At 34.1% G+C, this 17842-nt stretch carries 18 protein-coding genes; 12 read left to right on the forward strand and 6 right to left on the reverse strand.

The annotated features are described in order from the left end of the window. Nucleotides 1-79: 79 nt before the first annotated feature. The 4 genes from fabG to BN2628_RS05100 all read right to left on the reverse strand — a co-directional run bounded on the left by fabG (nt 80) and on the right by BN2628_RS05100 (nt 3561). Nucleotides 80-826: a 3-oxoacyl-[acyl-carrier-protein] reductase gene (gene fabG / locus BN2628_RS05085; RefSeq protein WP_021931263.1), complete on the reverse strand. Its 747-nt coding sequence runs from the start codon at nt 824-826 to the stop codon at nt 80-82. Nucleotides 827-861: 35 nt separating this feature from the next. Further along, nucleotides 862-1806 carry a 3-oxoacyl-ACP synthase III family protein gene (locus BN2628_RS05090; RefSeq protein WP_055096364.1) on the reverse strand — a complete coding sequence of 315 codons (945 nt, stop codon included), beginning with the start codon at nt 1804-1806 and terminating at the stop codon, nt 862-864. A gap of 18 nt (nt 1807-1824) precedes the next feature. Beyond that, nucleotides 1825-2403 (reverse strand): TetR/AcrR family transcriptional regulator, encoded by a 579-nt coding sequence (locus tag BN2628_RS05095; protein ID WP_021931261.1) that lies wholly within the window; start codon nt 2401-2403, stop codon nt 1825-1827. 192 nt (nt 2404-2595) lie between these two features. Then, nucleotides 2596-3561 (reverse strand): DUF3089 domain-containing protein, encoded by a 966-nt coding sequence (locus tag BN2628_RS05100; protein WP_055096366.1) that lies wholly within the window; start codon nt 3559-3561, stop codon nt 2596-2598. A gap of 206 nt (nt 3562-3767) precedes the next feature. Between BN2628_RS05100 and BN2628_RS05105 the strand changes: the two genes are divergently transcribed. The 4 genes from BN2628_RS05105 (at nt 3768) to BN2628_RS05120 (ending at nt 6844) form a co-directional block, all read left to right on the forward strand. Further along, the gene (locus tag BN2628_RS05105) at nt 3768-4535 is read left to right on the forward strand and encodes an EFR1 family ferrodoxin (RefSeq protein WP_055097071.1); all 768 of its coding nucleotides are present in this window, start codon (nt 3768-3770) and stop codon (nt 4533-4535) included. A gap of 99 nt (nt 4536-4634) precedes the next feature. After that, nucleotides 4635-5555 (forward strand): DUF3298 and DUF4163 domain-containing protein, encoded by a 921-nt coding sequence (locus BN2628_RS05110; RefSeq protein WP_021931258.1) that lies wholly within the window; start codon nt 4635-4637, stop codon nt 5553-5555. A gap of 8 nt (nt 5556-5563) precedes the next feature. Next, the gene (rsmG, locus tag BN2628_RS05115; RefSeq protein WP_021931257.1) at nt 5564-6184 is read left to right on the forward strand and encodes a 16S rRNA (guanine(527)-N(7))-methyltransferase RsmG; all 621 of its coding nucleotides are present in this window, start codon (nt 5564-5566) and stop codon (nt 6182-6184) included. 18 nt (nt 6185-6202) lie between these two features. Next, nucleotides 6203-6844 carry an MBL fold metallo-hydrolase gene (locus tag BN2628_RS05120; RefSeq protein WP_021931256.1) on the forward strand — a complete coding sequence of 214 codons (642 nt, stop codon included), beginning with the start codon at nt 6203-6205 and terminating at the stop codon, nt 6842-6844. Nucleotide 6845: 1 nt separating this feature from the next. On the opposite strand, the gene BN2628_RS05125 is transcribed toward BN2628_RS05120, so the two are convergent. After that, entirely contained in the window at nt 6846-7436 is a 591-nt protein-coding gene (locus BN2628_RS05125) for a uracil-DNA glycosylase family protein (RefSeq protein WP_021931255.1), read from the reverse strand. A 169-nt stretch (nt 7437-7605) separates the two neighbouring features. On the opposite strand from BN2628_RS05125, the gene BN2628_RS05130 reads away from it, so the two are divergent. Continuing rightward, nucleotides 7606-8406 carry a metallophosphoesterase family protein gene (locus BN2628_RS05130; RefSeq protein WP_021931254.1) on the forward strand — a complete coding sequence of 267 codons (801 nt, stop codon included), beginning with the start codon at nt 7606-7608 and terminating at the stop codon, nt 8404-8406. After that, nucleotides 8387-9076, forward strand: coding sequence for a hypothetical protein (locus BN2628_RS05135; RefSeq protein WP_055097073.1), 690 nt, complete (start codon nt 8387-8389; stop codon nt 9074-9076). The genes BN2628_RS05130 and BN2628_RS05135 overlap by 20 nt, the downstream gene beginning before the upstream one ends. Nucleotides 9077-9142: 66 nt before the next feature. Here BN2628_RS05135 and groL read toward each other — a convergent pair whose 3' ends face one another. After that, nucleotides 9143-10780 (reverse strand): chaperonin GroEL, encoded by a 1638-nt coding sequence (gene groL / locus BN2628_RS05140; protein WP_021931252.1) that lies wholly within the window; start codon nt 10778-10780, stop codon nt 9143-9145. An 89-nt stretch (nt 10781-10869) separates the two neighbouring features. On the opposite strand from groL, the gene BN2628_RS05145 reads away from it, so the two are divergent. From BN2628_RS05145 to BN2628_RS05170, 6 genes are all read left to right on the forward strand, one after another. Further along, complete coding sequence (locus BN2628_RS05145; protein ID WP_021931249.1) at nt 10870-11295, forward strand: deoxycytidylate deaminase; 426 nt, start codon at nt 10870-10872, stop codon at nt 11293-11295. A gap of 61 nt (nt 11296-11356) precedes the next feature. Continuing rightward, nucleotides 11357-12982 carry a S41 family peptidase gene (locus BN2628_RS05150; protein ID WP_055096368.1) on the forward strand — a complete coding sequence of 542 codons (1626 nt, stop codon included), beginning with the start codon at nt 11357-11359 and terminating at the stop codon, nt 12980-12982. 3 nt (nt 12983-12985) lie between these two features. Beyond that, nucleotides 12986-13534 (forward strand): 5-formyltetrahydrofolate cyclo-ligase, encoded by a 549-nt coding sequence (locus BN2628_RS05155; RefSeq protein ID WP_055096370.1) that lies wholly within the window; start codon nt 12986-12988, stop codon nt 13532-13534. 12 nt (nt 13535-13546) lie between these two features. After that, entirely contained in the window at nt 13547-14251 is a 705-nt protein-coding gene (locus BN2628_RS05160; protein WP_055096372.1) for a hypothetical protein, read from the forward strand. A 14-nt stretch (nt 14252-14265) separates the two neighbouring features. Further along, entirely contained in the window at nt 14266-14844 is a 579-nt protein-coding gene (locus BN2628_RS05165) for a response regulator transcription factor (RefSeq protein WP_021931245.1), read from the forward strand. Between the two features lie 21 nt (nt 14845-14865). Then, entirely contained in the window at nt 14866-17676 is a 2811-nt protein-coding gene (locus BN2628_RS05170; RefSeq protein WP_021931244.1) for a M16 family metallopeptidase, read from the forward strand. Nucleotides 17677-17842 lie beyond the last annotated feature (166 nt).

Raw genomic sequence — 17842 nt, forward strand, 5'->3', positions numbered from 1 at the left:
CTGTTTCCATTACAAAGGTAATAATAAAAAGCACCTGAACTTAATGTTCAGGTGCTTTATCTTCAATACATATTTTCTATTACATATTCATTCCACCACAACAATGAATTACTTGTCCACTTACATACGAAGACAGATCTGAGGCAAGGAATGTACATACGTTCGCTACATCCTCTGGAGTACCTCCCCGACGCAATGGAATTTGCTTTGCCCATTCGGCTTTTACTTCATCAGAGAGTGCTGCAGTCATATCGGTTATGATAAATCCCGGAGCAATAGCATTCGCACGTATACCTCGAGACCCTAATTCCTTGGCAATAGACTTAGCCAAGCCTATCATACCAGCTTTAGATGCAGAGTAATTACACTGCCCAGCATTTCCTGATACACCAACGACTGAAGCCATATTGATTATACTTCCGGAACGTTGTCTCATCATAATCGGAGTTACTGCATGGATAAAATTGAATGCAGACTTCAAATTTACATTGATGACCATGTCCCATTGGGCCTCTGTCATGCGCATCATCAATCCGTCACGAGTAATACCTGCATTATTTACCAGAATATCGATACGCCCAAAATCTTTTGCAATTTCTTCCACTACCTTATGTGTATCTTCGAAATTAGCCGCATTTGAAGCATAACCTTTGACTTTTACTCCCATTGCAGCAATTTCTTTTTCTGTAGCCTTTGCATTATCATCGATTGCCAAATCTGTAAAAGCAACATTTGCTCCTTCACTTGCGAATTTAATTGCAATAGCTTTACCGATACCACGGGCCGCCCCTGTAATAACGGCAACTTTTCCTTCTAATAATTTCATACTTTTTATATTAAACTAAAACATTAATTTACTAATCAAATTTTGACCAAAAATCCCCCGCTGGAATATCCCCCGCCAAAAACAGTAAGCCCGATAAGATCTCCTTTTTTCAGTTCGTGAATATGTTGTGCCAATACCAACATTGCACTGGCCGATCCAGTATTGCCCAATTCCTGAATATTATTTAGGAATTTATTCATATCTAAATTTAACTGATGAGCGACATTTGCTACAATCCTCATATTTGCCTGATGACAAATGATATATTTAAGATCAGGTATGGAGATATTGTTTTTATTGGTCAAATGCTCTAAAACCTCAATCATGTATTTACATGCATGTATAAATACATCCCTCCCTTCCGGCATAGTAATCCCGTCTTCTCTGGGACGCAAGTGCACACCATCTGGACCTTTTCCTATATGACCAAGTCCACGAGTATATACATCTAGAATTTGAGATTCATCTTCATCTTGTTTTTCTTTTGATACAAATAAAGCTACTGCAGCATCACCCCATAAATGTCCACATTTAGGGTCAGATTCATTGCTGTAATAAGTATTATGCTCCGAACATATAATCAAAGCTTTCGAGGCTTTGTTCATTGCAAAATATCCTTCGACCAATTCCAATCCATTTGCAAAAGAAGAACAAGCAGAGGAAAGATACATCGCTTTAGCATTCTCTATTTTAAATTCTCTTTGAATCAAATGGGCCAAAGTTGCAACTGTGTCTCTCGGAGAATAACAAGCTGATACAATAAGATCTACATCTTCTATCGGATAAGGTAATTGTTGCATTGCATTTTTTACAGCGTTTATACCCATTGTCTCTGCATTTTCTCCATTTTCTGCTTTTGATCGGGTCTGTATTCCAGTACGTTGCAATATCCATTCACTTGTTAACCCATTTATTTCAAAAAAATGATCATTCGACACTCTCCCTTCTGGGATAAAATATCCGGTAGCATTAATAAACATAAATTCTGTCTTAAATTATTATTTTTTAATTCCGTATAAAATAAAATCCGTTATATACTCTTTTAAACGAAAACGTTCTATTCCTAAATCTGAGAAATTATCCCTAATGTAAGGAACATCTAGCCCTTTGAGAGAATAATGTAATACGTTAGCTATTGCTGTGACATTGAATATCCGGAACACACCGGTGTTAATACCCTCCTGCAATATTTTTTTTAACAGTTCCACTTCTTGCAAATCTATATTTTTCCGAGCTTGCTCTACTTTCCAGATGTCTCTAAAAAATTCAGCCCGTAAAGAACCGTTCCGAATTACGGTTTCTTTTATTGCATCAAGTCTGGTTGTAATATATCCCATTAATTTTTCTTCAGGAGGGAGGTCTTTGTTGGCCATATTGGTCAACCGTTGTAACAGGTGTTGCAGTTCAGTTTCGATTACAGCTCTGTATATCTCGTTCTTATTTTTGAAATAAGTGTATAATGTGCGCCGACCTTTTTGAGATGCCACTGCAATATCGTTCATGGTCGTATTTTCGACGCCCGACTTTGCAAATAATTGTCTTGCGACATCTACAAGTATTTCTCGTGTTTTAGACATTTCTGTGTATCAATTGCACATTTAACAAAAAACTGCGCAAAAATAATTATTTTCTTTCAATACACAATATTGATAATATCATATTTTATCCTACCATACAAATCAACCATATTTTACGAATTATTTACCAATTGAGGTTGTAATTTTACAATATAACTTTTATAAAGATTATCTCCAATCTGTGTATTTACCCTATTTATTTGAGATTTGCAAATAGTTCTTTATTCGTAAAGACACATTCTGTTCTAATTGTGTTTGGTAAAATAATAATTCTTGTAAATGGAAATTCCCAGGTTTGAATAATTTACTTAAAGAAGGCAGAAAATATTTTTGTTTATCTAATCCCTCTACCAAAAGTACATGATGTAAAGTATCTATTTTTACTGAAACCGAATCATTCAATTGTCCTGATATGGTATCTGTCCTCCAATTTGTCGGGTTGATACAAATACCGTTAGGTGATAGTGCTGTACATAGTGCTTCGACCGAGGATACGGAATTATAGCAAATTATAACACCTGTATCCATTGAATCACGTGCAGCCTTTAAAGCTGGATACTGCAATAGTTCTTTAGGTGTAATTTTATAACCTATAACATAAGCAGCTACCAGCTGGGAACATACACTATCTGGCAATGTCTTAATTAATTCTACTACAGCTTTGGCACCTTGACTGAATCCTGCCAGGATAAAAGGACGTTTATAATTCATTAGGGTAAGGTAATGATAAAATGCATTTTTTATATCCTTCATAGCATAAGCAAAACGATGTTCTATAATACTGTCTCCATTCATCCAAGATTCCAGTGTAATTTGCCGATAATAAGGCGCATAAAAGTTATTTGTTTTAGCAAAGATGTCTTGAGCTAATTTTAGTGACGGAAGGAGTGCATTACGCTGTTTTTCGCAATGAACATCAGCATAGTGCATAATATTTCCAGAAGCATCGTACCAGTCCCACACACAGGTAGGTGCAATATAGAACACATCAACTTTGCTTCCATTATATATCGTTTGATACCAACTATCGGCTAATGCATAATCCGGCTCTTCGGGAAGTCGGTCTTTAACTTGCGCACCGGCTATATTAGACATATTTGTCCAACTAACACAGGCTAAACAGAATACAATGATTTTGAATGCTCTCTTTTGTTTCATCTATTTCTATAATTTTTAAATTTCTTTTTTGTGTAAAAATAATATTTTAAATATACGATTTATTATACACTACAAATATAAGATGTATCTGTGATACTTTTTTATTTGTTTTTGCTGAATTCATTCTGATTAATATCTAATTTTTACGATGCTTTTATTGGATAGTTTCGATGAGTTTATTTATATTTGATTTAAAAAGGTTTGTTATGATATTCTACTTTTCAGGAACAGGAAATTCTAAATATGTAGCTAAAGAAATAGCGGCTTATTTGAATTTGCAGTTATTTTCCATAGCAGAAGAACTTAAAGATAATAAATTACACAAATATGGACTTACTCAAGACTCTGTTTTGGGATTTGTTTTTCCCGTATATTCTTGGGGAGTACCAGTCATAGTACTCAATTTCATCAAGAAAGCCCAATTCAGTAATTATAAAAATCAATATGTATTTTTTGTTTGTACCTGTGGGGATGATACCGGATTAACACCTAGTCAGGTTCGTCAAGCTTTGTCACATAAAGGCATACATTGTAATGCGGGTTTTTCTGTAATCATGCCCAATAATTATATCGTATTTCCGTATTTTAATGTCGATTCTCCTCATATAGAAAGTCAAAAATTGAAAAATGCTCCGGGGAGAATAAGATACATCAGTCAGATGATTGATGAAAGGAAAAATATTTTTGATTGTCATGAAGGAAATCTTCGCTTCATAAAAAGTCGTATTATAAATCCTTTATTTAATAAATTCTTAGTTAAAGATAGTCTCTTTTATGCAACAGAAGAATGTATTAGTTGCAAGATTTGTGAGAAGCTTTGCCCTATAGATAACATTGTTGTAAATATAAAGCCTCAATGGCAAGGAAAATGTATCCAATGTTTAGCTTGTTTACATTATTGTCCTACTCGAGCTATTCAATACGGAAATTTAACTCTTAAAAAAGGCCGCTATCATTTCCCAATAAATCGATAATTTTTTTATAATAGAAGAGAAATATTTTTAAGATAAGAATTTTGTTCCAAAAAGAAGGGTTATATTTGTGTATAATTAAGCACCTAATATATCTTAAGTATGAATAGACAATATGTAAAGTTGTTGATATGCGGTTTTATCGTTTTATCGTGTATATCGTGTAACTCTAAAAAATCAGAAAAAAATGTATCATCAAGTTTGGATAGTGATAGTATTATTTCTACTGAAACAGATACGGCTATAATAGTTACTTTGGACGATACTTTGACTTTTTCGGTGTATCAGAAAAAAATAGAGGCTCATCTCAACAATGATACGAAAATGCCTTATTGTGATTTCAATATCAACATGGTCTATCCATCGGGATTTTCCAACAAAGAAAAATTAAAAAAGTTACAGGGAATATTTATCGAAAATGTATTAGGTGGTACCTATGCCCAATTGACTCCAGTGCAGGCTGGGGATTTGTATATGAAAAACTATATCAATGATTATAAAGAAGAAATGCAAGAATATATAGACGGTCTGAAAAATAAAGGAGAAAAATTGAAATTAGAAGATGAAAATTGGATGAATTATTCTCTTTATTTGTCAACAAAAAGCCTTTTTAATAAAGATTCTATATGGTGTTATAGCTCAGATTTGTATACTTATACCGGTGGTGCTCATGGTATGTCAGGAACAACTTTTCAGGTTATTGATATGAAAAATATCCATATCATAACATTAAAAGATGTATTTGCAGCTAAGGATAGTACAGCACTGACTTCCTTACTGAAAAAACAATTGGCGAAAGATGAAAAAGTTACTACAGTGCAGGAATTAAAAAATAAGGGATATTGGTTAGAAAATCTGAGCCCTACCGAAAATTTTTATGTCAACACTGTGGGGCTTACCTGGTTATATAATCCGTATGAAATTGCACCATATGCTATGGGAACCACCCAGATTACATTAAGTTATAATCAAATAATGCCATATATTTTACCCAATAGTCCTATCAGACGTATATTTCAATAAATGTATTTATGGAGATTTTAAAAAAATATTTTCCTAATCTGTCACCACAGCAGATACAACAATTTGCTTCATTGTATGCATTATATTCAGATTGGAATGCAAAAATCAATGTAATATCCAGAAAAGATATTGAGAACCTTTATATTCATCATGTTTTGCATTCTTTAGGTATAGCCAAAATGATTTCGTTTACTTCAGAAAGTGAGATAATGGATGTAGGTACTGGAGGGGGATTTCCAGGGATACCCTTAGCCATTTTTTTCCCTGAATGTAAATTTCATTTGTTAGACCGTATTAGAAAGAAAATAACAGTAGCAACAGAAATCGCAAAAACTATCGGCTTAGAAAACGTATCCTTTCGGCATTGTGGAGTAGAAGAAGAAGCTCATAAATTTGATTTTATTGTCAGTCGGGCAGTTATGCCTTTGGGTGATTTACTGAAAATTGTCCGTAAAAATATAAAGCAAGAACAAAAAAATGCATTTCCAAATGGACTTATTTGTTTGAAAGGAGGCGAGTTGCAAGCAGAAATAGCTCCGGTCAAAAGACGTACGATAATTTATGACTTAAAGGATTATTTTGATGAAGAATTTTTTGTGACAAAAAAGATTGTTTATGTACAGATTTAATTCAAGAGTGATCACACTATGGAAATAAAGAAATTTGAGTTCAATCCATTTCCGGAAAATACGTATATTGTATGGGATAAAGATACGAAAGAAGGAATTATTATCGATGCTGGTTGTTATTATACTGACGAAAAAGAATCTTTATCAGGCTATATACAAAACAAAGGTATAAATATAAAGCACTTATTGGCAACACATTTACATCTTGACCATAATTTTGGAAGTCCATATATATCAAAGTATTTGAACATTCCTTTAGAAGCGAGCCAAAAAGATGAGTTCTTGCTTTCAGGAATGAAAGAACAAGCATCAATGTTTGGTATGCAGTTACCTGACGAGCCCATTCCAATAGGTCATTACATAGATGAAGGATCTGAATTTCGAATAGGGAAGTATACAATTAGAACAATAGCCGTACCAGGACATTCTCCTGGCAGTCTGGTATATTATTCTCCAGAAGCTCAAGTTGCTTTTGTTGGAGATGTATTATTTCAGGGTAGCATCGGCCGAACCGATTTACCCGGTGGAAGTTATACTCAATTAGTAACAGGAATCAAGGAAAAACTCTTTTCATTGCCCAATGATACAATCGTTTTTTCAGGACATGGCCCAGCAACAACCATCGGATATGAAAAAGAAAATAATCCCTATTTGACATAAATTATAAGATTCCCGTCTCTCTAAACATTTTTTCATAAACCCGGGCTTTTTCCTCTATAGGTCGAGGATAAGCTCTGGAAGAGGATGGCATACGATATAATCTGAAAGTTTGCGAGTTCCAAGTAAATGTGCTATGCTCCCCTACTCTCGGTTCTGTTGCATCAATAAGAGATAATAAAATTTCTGTTGCTTTTTGTCCGGTTGTTACCAATGCTTTACAATCAGGAATTTGTGGTAATATTTTTGCAAGCTCAATTTTTTCTACGACTTCCAAGAATTTATCAGATGCATTATCATTTAATCTAATAATTGCTTGTGCAGTATCACCTAGGGCTATTCCTTTCTTTTCTAAAAACTCTTGTATACGTTCTTTATTAAAATGCTTTTTGTCTGTTTCAAGGAAATATTCTTTATTCGAAAAAAATATCCATCCGAATATTCGCCACATATCGTTTTGCAAATTAGGATAAAAGAATTCCATAGACCAACGTTTTCTCTGTGGATGAAAACTACCCAACATTAATATCTTAGCATTGTTAGGAAGAAAAAATCCTAATTCGTGATATTCAATTTTGTTTTCTTTTAAATACATATTTTCTGATTCTTACCTCAAATATAGGAAAAACAGAGAATTTATGTTCTATTTTTCTGAAAAAATATCCTTTTCAGATTTATAGACGGAGATAATTTGATTATATTCCTATATTTGTAGAAAACTTTTTGATAGAAAATAGTTTTATCATATTAAAATTTATCATATTATGATTAAGAGAGATTTATACCTTATACTTCTTCTTATTATTTTACATGCCTGTGACGTATTCGAATACCATCCTTACGATACTAAACTGGGAAACGAATATGAAAATATCAACAAGAGAGAGATAGAGAAGATCAAAAACAAATCGAGTTCCGGAACATTCAAATTTGCCTTTATGGGAGATACACAGCGTTTTTATGACGAGACCGAAAACTTTATTGACCATATTAACGGACGCAGTGATATTGATTTTATAATTCATGGTGGAGATGTTTCGGACTTTGGATTGAAGAAAGAATTTATCTGGCTCGAAGACAAGATGAAAAGACTAAAAATTCCTTATGTTACTTTATGTGGTAACCACGATGTTTTAGGATCAGGGATAGAAATATATTCGATAATGTATGGACCATTGAATTTTTCATTTGTATATAATCGTGTAAAGTTCATTTGTCTAAATACGAATGCACTGGAATTTGATTATTCAACTCCTGTTCCCGATTTTGATTTCATGCTTGAGGAAATCAAACCGGCTGATGACTATGACCGAACTATTTTTGTAATGCATGTCCCACCCGGAGATATTGAGTTCAATAATAATGTGAAAATGACATTTGCTTATCAAATTAAGCAATCTCAAAATTTACTTTTTTGTTTGCATGCTCATACTCACACATTTGCAATCAACGATTATTTTGATGACGGAACATTGTATTATGGGTGTGATAGTATGCAAAAAAGGTCGTATTTACTTTTTACTGTTACACCTGAAGGATATGATTATGAATTGGTTCATTTTTGATAAAAATCGTGTGCTTAAATTCGTTTTAGGTATTATAATCTTTGTTCTGTGTTTTCCGAATTCGAGTCATGCTCAATCCGATTCCATCAATGAAGTTACACTAAAATACGAACATCGAATAGCGAAATATAAAAAAAGATGGTCAAACATTATACCTGATTATACTAAAATCCAATTTGCCGGAGGTATGGGATTATTGTCCGCCGGAATAGGATGGGATTATGGAAATAAACATTGGGAAACAGATCTATTACTTGGCTTTTTGCCCAAATTTTCAGGAGATGAAGCCCACGCCACTATAACACTAAAAGAAAATTATATCCCTTGGAAAGTTATTTTAAGTCATGAGACCGACTTTTCACAATGGATGTTAGAACCGTTTACTGTCTCACTTTATTTCAATAAAATTTTCGGTGATACTTTTTGGCAAAAGCCACCTAAAAAATATCCTAAAGGGTACTATTATGTAGCAACAAATTTACGTATCAATTTAGCATTCGGACAAAGAATAAACCTTCATTTTAAAAATCCGAGATTTAGTAACGCAATGTGCATATTTTATGAAGTATGTACAAATGATTTGTATATTATGTGTGCAGTACAGAACAAAACCCTTAAATTGCATGATATTTTTAGCCTTTCTCTCGGAATTAAATTTCAAATATTATAAAATATAAAGCCGCACATTTTTATAGGAAATGTGCGGCTTTACTTATATTGAAAAATCAGGCCTTTATTACATCATTCCGCCCATTCCACCCATTCCAGGAGCAGGCATTGCAGGAGCAGGATTTTCTTCTTTCTTATCAGCTATAACACATTCTGTAGTTAAGAACATACCAGCAATTGAGGCTGCATTTTCTAATGCTACCCGTGTTACTTTAGCAGGATCGATGACACCGGCAGCAAAGAAGTTTTCGTATTCTCCTGTACGAGCGTTATATCCATAATCACCTTTACCGTCTTTTACTTGTTGCACTACGACAGCTCCTTCTACACCTGCATTGGCAACAATTTGACGAAGAGGTTCTTCTATCGCACGTTTTACAATTTCAATACCGGTAGTTTCGTCATCGTTTTCACCTTTCAGATTTTCTAATGAACTTATGCAACGGATATAAGCTACACCACCACCGGGAACGATGCCTTCAGCGATAGCAGCACGAGTTGCACTCAAAGCATCATCTACGCGGTCTTTCTTTTCTTTCATTTCAACTTCAGACGCAGCACCAATGTAAAGTACAGCTACTCCTCCAGCTAATTTAGCTAAACGTTCCTGCAATTTTTCACGATCGTAATCAGAAGTTGTAGTTTCGATTTGAGCTTTTATCTGAGCTACACGAGAAGCGATAGCGTCTTTATCTCCTGAACCGTTAACGATAGTAGAAGTTTCTTTATTGACTGTCACTTTTTCAGCACGGCCTAACATATCAACTGTTGCGCCATCAAGTTTCAATCCTTTTTCTTCAGAAATTACAACACCACCAGTAAGTACGGCAATATCTTCCAACATCTCTTTGCGACGGTCACCAAAGCCTGGAGCCTTTACAGCACATACTTTAAGAGAACCACGCAGACGATTTACTACCAAAGTAGCCAAAGCTTCGCTGTCAACATCTTCTGCAATGATTAATAAAGGACGTCCAGACTGTGCTGTAGCTTCAAGGATAGGAAGCATTTCTTTGAGAGAGGAAATTTTCTTATCAAAAATAAGGATGTATGGATTTTCCATTTCACATTCCATCTTCTCTGTATTGGTTACAAAATATGGTGAAATGTAACCCCTGTCAAATTGCATACCTTCAACGATTTCAACTGTCGTATCAGTACCTTTGGCTTCTTCTACCGTAATAACGCCTTCTTTTTTTACTTTTTTCATTGCTTCAGCAATGAGTTGCCCGATTTCACCATCATTATTTGCAGAAATACGAGCTACAGATTCTATTTTAGCGAAATCATCGCCAACTTCTTCTGCCTGAGCTTTGATACCTTCTACAACTTTTGCAACAGCTTTATCTATACCACGTTTTAAATCCATCGGGTTTGCCCCTGCTGCAACATTCTTAAGACCTACGTTTACGATAGATTGAGCAAGAACTGTTGCTGTTGTTGTTCCGTCACCTGCATCATCACCGGTTTTCGAAGCAACTTCTTTCACTAATTGAGCTCCCATGTTCTGGAATGGATCTTCCAACTCGATTTCTTTAGCTACCGTTACTCCGTCTTTGGTAATATGAGGTGCCCCAAATTTTTTCTCAATAATTACATTACGACCTTTCGGGCCCAATGTTACTTTTACGGCGTTAGCCAATTCATCAACACCTTTTTTAAGCTCTTCACGAGCTTTAATATCAAATTTAATTTCTTTTGCCATTGTAGTACTTTGTTTAAACAGTTCGAATTAGATAATAGCTAAAATGTCAGATTGACGCATAATGAGGAATTTGTCTCCATCNAGATAATATGGATAACGTCAAACAATTAATGTTAGATAGACGCTATATAAAGATGGCTCTTATCTGGGCTGAAAATTCTTATTGTAAACGTCGTAAAGTAGGAGCTCTCATCGTTAAAGAAAAAATGATTATATCGGATGGATATAACGGAACGCCAGCAGGTTTTGAAAATATTTGTGAAGATGAGGATAATCATACTTTTCCATATGTTTTGCATGCTGAAGCCAATGCCATAACAAAGGTTGCGCGTTCGAACAATAGTAGCGAAGGTGCTACATTATATGTGACATCTTCTCCTTGTATCGAATGTGCAAAGTTGATTATTCAAGCTGGGATACGACGTGTCGTGTTTTCGGAACATTATCGATTGCATGATGGCATCGATTTACTTGAACAAGCAGGCATACAAGTTGATTTTGTTGAAGCAGAGTAAAATTTACTTTTGGCATAAATTTTGTCGATAAACTGAGTATAGATTATAGTTTCTTCGTGGAATGAATAAAAAAACATTTATATGGCTACCTATCATTATAGCGGTAGCGATGGTTGCTGGTCTTTATATCGGTAGGTATTATCATCAAGCCAGTATGATAGGACCTGGCTTCTTTTCTACACATAGTAAAATTGAGAGCCTACTTGACATTATCAATAGTCAGTATGTAGATACGGTTGACTCAAAACAACTTGTAGAAGATGTTATGCCTAAAATTATAGGAGAACTTGACCCGCATTCGGCTTATATTCCAGCCAAAGATTTGGAAAGTGTCAATGAAGAATTAGAAGGTAGTTTTGGTGGTATTGGTGTTCAATTCAGCATATTGAATGATACAATAACAGTGGTCAGTGTTATTTCTGGTGGTCCATCAGAAAAAGTTGGAATTTTACCGGGAGACCGTATTATTGCGGTGAACGATACGTCATTTGTAGGAAAAGAAATTACAAATGAAAAAGTAATGGGAAAATTACGAGGGCCCAAAGGATCTCAAGTAAATCTTAGTATCAAACGGGCGTCGTCTAAAACTCCATTGGAATTTGATGTCGTACGTGGAGATATACCAGTGAATAGTGTTGATGTTTCTTTTAAAATCAATGAAAAAACTGGATACCTAAAAATCAGCAAGTTTGGACGTACTACTTACGATGAATTTATGAATGCTCTTGCAAAACTGAAAAAAGAGGGAGCAGAAAAGTATATCATTGATTTAAGAGGAAATACGGGCGGCTATATGGAAGCTGCAATAAATATGGTAAATGAATTTTTACCGAAGGGCCAGTTGATTGTATATACAGAAGGAAAAGCTTTTAAAAGAGAAGAAGCGTATTCTAATGGAACCGGCGCTTTTCAAAAAAATCAGGTTATTATTTTAATGGACGAATGGTCTGCTTCAGCCAGTGAAATATTTGCAGGAGCTATTCAAGATAATGACCGAGGATTGATTATCGGCAGACGTTCATTTGGTAAAGGTTTGGTGCAACAGCAGATACCGTTTTCTGACGGTTCGGCCATTCGCCTAACTATTGCCCGATATTATACGCCATCGGGACGTTCTATCCAAAAAAACTACGAATTGGGAAAAAATGATGATTACAGTCAAGATATAATGAACCGTTTCTTACATGGTGAATTTGATTCTAAGGATAGTATAAAATTGAACACAGAATTGCGATATAAAACTCTGAATGGACGAGATGTCTATGGAGGAGGCGGCATTATGCCTGATATTTTTGTTCCCCGCGATACAATCGGTATTACTTCGTATTTTAACAGTGTTGTAAATACAGGGCTTATATATCAATTTGCATTCAAATATTCGGATGAACACAGAGAGACACTCGAAAAATATAAAAATTATCAAGATATATTGCGTTATATGCAAAAACAACCTCTTCTAAACGAGTTTGTAATATACGCAGCAAAGCATGGAGTAAAACCTCGCCCCGTGTATATTAATATATCCCGACATCTTATTACAAATCAATTGTACGCATATATTGCACGAAACATATTAGGAGATGAAGCGTTCTATCCTATCTTGATGACTCACGATAATACGTTGCTAAAAGCAGTAGAAATATTGAATGATAATAAAGGCTTCCCTGTACTTCCGGTAGATAGATAAAATATGAATAAATCGGAATTACGGAAGAAAATAAGAGTATTGAAACATTCTGTTTCTTTAGAGCAAAAAAAAACAGAATCCAATAAAGTATTTTCTATCATTGAATCTATTCCTCAATTTTGCCGGGCAACGAATGTCTTGCTATATCATTCGTTACCCGACGAAGTGATTACTCATGAATTCATTCAAAAATGGCATTTGAAAAAAAATATTTTTCTTCCATATGTGGACAACGATTATTTGCAGGTCCGAAAGTATATTTCTGGAGAATTAAAAACCGGAAAATTCGGAATTGAAGAGCCTACGGGACCGGAAATTAACAATTTGTCAAATATTGACTTAGTGATAGTTCCAGGTATGGCTTTTGATATGAAAGGCAATCGCTTAGGAAGAGGAAAAGGTTATTATGATAAATTATTAAGAAAAATGAGATGTTATAAAATCGGAGTATGTTATAACTTTCAGTTATTGGAAAATATTCCTGTTGAAGAACATGATTTTCCAATGGATATGGTTATTTCTCCAATGAATATTATTATGTGTCATGACTAATTTTGAGCTTATATGTCTTTAGTGTATGCAGAAATGCCGTTATCTGAAATCATCTTAAATGAACCATTATTGATTCCGGTTATTAATCGTTTTGGAATTATTTTAGGAACAAAAGATAAAAGTGTACAGACTTTATGTCAGGAAAATAATCTTGATACAGATTTTTTTCTGACTATACTTAATACATTTATCAATGATTCTTTTTTCCCAGAAAAACGATTGAAGTCTTTTTGTGTAACACAGATAGTGGATTATCTTTCGCAGACAAATCAATATTACAAACGATATCAAATACCCAATATAGAAAAACATTTCGGTCTATTAATAGAAAAAAGTCCATATAAAAATAACAATTTGGAATTGATACGAGAGTTTTTTTTCGAATTAAAGCATGAATTATTAAAGCGCATCGAAGATGACCAGCAATCTTGGTTTCCTAAGATAAAACGTTTATCGGCAAATGTACATTCCCAAATTCCGGGTTTTTCTCTAACCAGTTTTTTAAAAGATGATCCAGATCCGATAGAAGAAAAGCTGAACGATTTAAAAAGTTTTCTTGTTTTACATTTGACTGGCAAATATGACCTGAATCTTTGCTATGGAGTTATATTTGCTATTTTTAGTTTAGAAAAAGATATAAAACAAAATAATCGGATAAGAAACCGGATTTTGAAACCATTGTACCATTTATTACAATCAGCCGAGTTTTCTAATTAATACCAATCTATTGTATGCTTAGAAATAAACAAATAGTTATCATATCTGCATGTCCTCTTTATAATACAGGATTGAGACATGTGTTGAATGAGTATTTTTCGGCACAAAAGGTTGATGTATATAATGACATTAATTATTTTTTTAACTCATTTCCAGAGATATATGATTTCTATTTTGTTACCTCAGACTTTTTTCTATGTTATTGTGATTTCTTTTTACCTAGAAAAAGTAAAGTAATATTGCTTGTTAAGGATATTTTTAGGGGACAATCCATATCAAACATTGAATTTAAAATTAATATCTTTGCTGACACAAATGAAATAATTGAGCAATTGCAGTCTTTTTTCGAGTCTGCATGTCAGCGATTATCGAATGAGTATCATACAAATTTGACACCGCGGGAGATTGAAGTATTACAACTTATCGCCCAAGGATTTATTAATAAAGAGATTGCAAATAGATTGAATATCAGTTTTAACACTGTACTTACGCATAGAAAGAATATAACAGCTAAATTGGGAATAAAAACAGTTTCAGGACTTAGTTTTTATGCTATGATGAATGGATATGTAAAGATAGATATGAATGAATAATTTAATCTAAAATATAACATTATGCAAATAAGAAAAATTACATTAGTACTTGCTGTTGTCATATTAGGATTTACATCGGCGATAGCTCAACAATTAGCACCTCTACCTATCGATCCGAATGTCCGGTATGGTAAATTGGAGAATGGACTTACTTATTATGTAAGACATAATGAGCATCCTAAAAATCGTGCAGAATTTTATATAGCCCAAAAAGTAGGCTCTATATTGGAAGAGGAAAATCAAAGAGGCCTAGCTCATTTCCTTGAACATATGGCTTTTAACGGGACCAAAAACTTTCCGGGTAAAAGCATGTTAAATTATCTTGAAACAATCGGTGTAAAATTCGGGACCAATGTAAACGCCTATACGGGATTTGATGAAACAGTGTATAACCTCTCGAATGTACCTGTAACAAGAGAAAGTATTGTTGATTCCTGTTTATTAATTTTACATGATTGGTCGTGTGCAATTGCTCTTGAAGATAAAGAAATAGATGAGGAACGTGGTGTAATTCGAGAGGAATGGCGTACGCGTACCGATGCAAATATGAGAATGTGGGACATTCTTGTTCCTACAATGTTTGCTGGTAGTCAATATGCTAATCGCATGCCAATCGGTACGATGGATGTCGTGATGAATTTTCCTTATCAGACATTAAGGGATTATTATCATAAATGGTATCGTCCCGACCAACAAGGTATTATTGTAGTCGGAGATATTGATGCAGAAAAAGTAGAAGCAAAAATAAAAGAACTGTTCGGGAAGATAAAGATGCCAGAAAATGCGGCAGAACGTATCTATTATACTGTTCCTGACAACAAAGAGCCGATTATTACTGTCGGAAAAGACAAGGAGGCGACATCAACTTCTATTATGGTATTCTATAAACACGATCCTATGCCTAAGGAATTAAAGTCTACTGTAGCAGGAATTGCAGAAAGTTATCTTAAGGGTATATCATCGATGATGCTTAGTTCACGATTGAGTGAAATGGCAGAAAAACCTAACGCTCCATTTCTCGGTGCTTATGCCTATGATGATAATTTTTTCGTATCTAAAACCAAAGAAGCCTTTACAGCTGTTGCATCCAGTAAGGAAGGAGGTTCAAAAGAAGCCCTTGAAGCTCTCTTAAGAGAAATAGAACGGGTGAATAAGTTCGGATTTACTCTATCAGAATATGAAAGAGCAAAAGCCGACTTATTGAGCTATATCGAGCGTCTCTACAAGGAAAAAGACAAAGAAAAAAACGGCAGTTATGTAAAAGAGTATGTAAGCCATTTCACTGACGGTGGAGCAATACCGGGAATAGAAATAGAATATTCTCTTTATAAACAGATTGCAGAGTCGATGACTTTGGATCAGGTAAATGATTATATAAAAAACCTTATTGGAGAAGAGAATATCGTTATTACTATTACCGGTCCAGATAAAGAAGGTGTTTCCTACCCTACCAGTGAAGAGATTATTACTTTGCAAAAAAATATAAATAAAGAAAACCTTGCCCCTTATGAGGATAAAGTTTCGAATGAACCTTTGTTATCTCAACTGCCTGTTCCTGGAAAAATTTCAAAAGAGTCTTTTGATAAAAAATTCGGTACAACCGTATGGCTTTTATCAAATGGTGCCAAGGTAGTACTGAAGCCAACCGATTTCAAAAATGACCAAATTGTCATGAGTGCTGTAAGCAAAGGAGGTAAAAGCCTGTATGATAATGATGAAATAATTGACCTTTCGGTATTTGATGCCGTCGTAGGCTTGAGTAAAACCGGGCAATTTACCAATATAGATTTGCAAAAAATTTTAGCTGGTAAACAAGTATCTACAAGTATCGGATTAGGTGAATATAGTGAGAGTATTGCAGGGACTTCTACTCCGAAAGATTTGGAAACAATGATGCAGCTCCTTTATCTGGACTTTACGAATCTGAATAAAGATGATGATGCATTTTTATCTTGGCAACAACGTACAAAAGCAGCATTGAAGAATATGAGTGCTAATCCTAAGGTTGCGTTCAATGATTCTTTGAGTATCGCTATTTGGAATAATAATCCTCGCATTAAAAATTTGAAAGAAGATGATATAGACAAAATCAATTATGATAGAGTATTGGCTATATGGAAAGAACGTTTTGGCGATGCATCAGACTTTACATTTACTTTTGTTGGTAATATTAATATAGATTCTATCCGTCCTTTAGTAGAGCAATATATTGCTTCTTTACCTTCAACATATAGTAAAGAAATTGCCGGCAAACCCAGACTAAAACTTCGTAAAGGTACCTATATAAATGATTTTGAGAGAGAAATGGAAACTCCAAAATCTACAGTTTATTGTCTTTATTCCGGAGACCATAAATATAAATATGAGGACTTTATCAAGCTTTACATATTTGACCAGATTATGGATATTGTATATACCAATACTATCAGGGAAGAAGAAGGTGGAACATATGGGGTTGCAACACAATCCAGTATATCAAGAGAAAGGAATGATTGGATGTTTTTGTTTGGTTTTGATACCAATCCTGAAATGCAGGAAAAACTCCAACAGCGAGCAGTAGATGAACTTATGAAGGTTGTGAAAGAAGGTCCCTCCGCTGAAAATTTGAATAAAGTAAAGGAATATATGTTGAAAAAGAATACAGAGGACATGCGTGAAAATACGTATTGGTTAGGAAAGTTAAATACATATAACCTTTATGGTGTGGATGAAATGCACCCCACAACTGAAATTATCAAGAAGCAAACCCCAGAATCGATTAAAAAGTTAGTTAAAAAAATGTTTGATTCAAAAAATTACATACAAGTAAGTATGAAAGGTATTGCAAAATAAAATTTTCACCAGGTTTTAAACAAAAAAACGTTACCAATAGGTAGCGTTTTTTTTAACAGAATAAACAAAAAAACGAGAAAAAAACAAATAATATATTGGTACAATTTTTGTACTTTTGTAAAAGACTCTTAGGAGAAAGAAATAAGTTTAAATTAAAAAACAAAAT

Origin of the sequence: Gabonia massiliensis (assembly GCF_001403595.1) — a bacterium.
GTDB classification, from domain to species: Bacteria; Bacteroidota; Bacteroidia; order Bacteroidales; family Coprobacteraceae; genus Coprobacter; species Coprobacter secundus.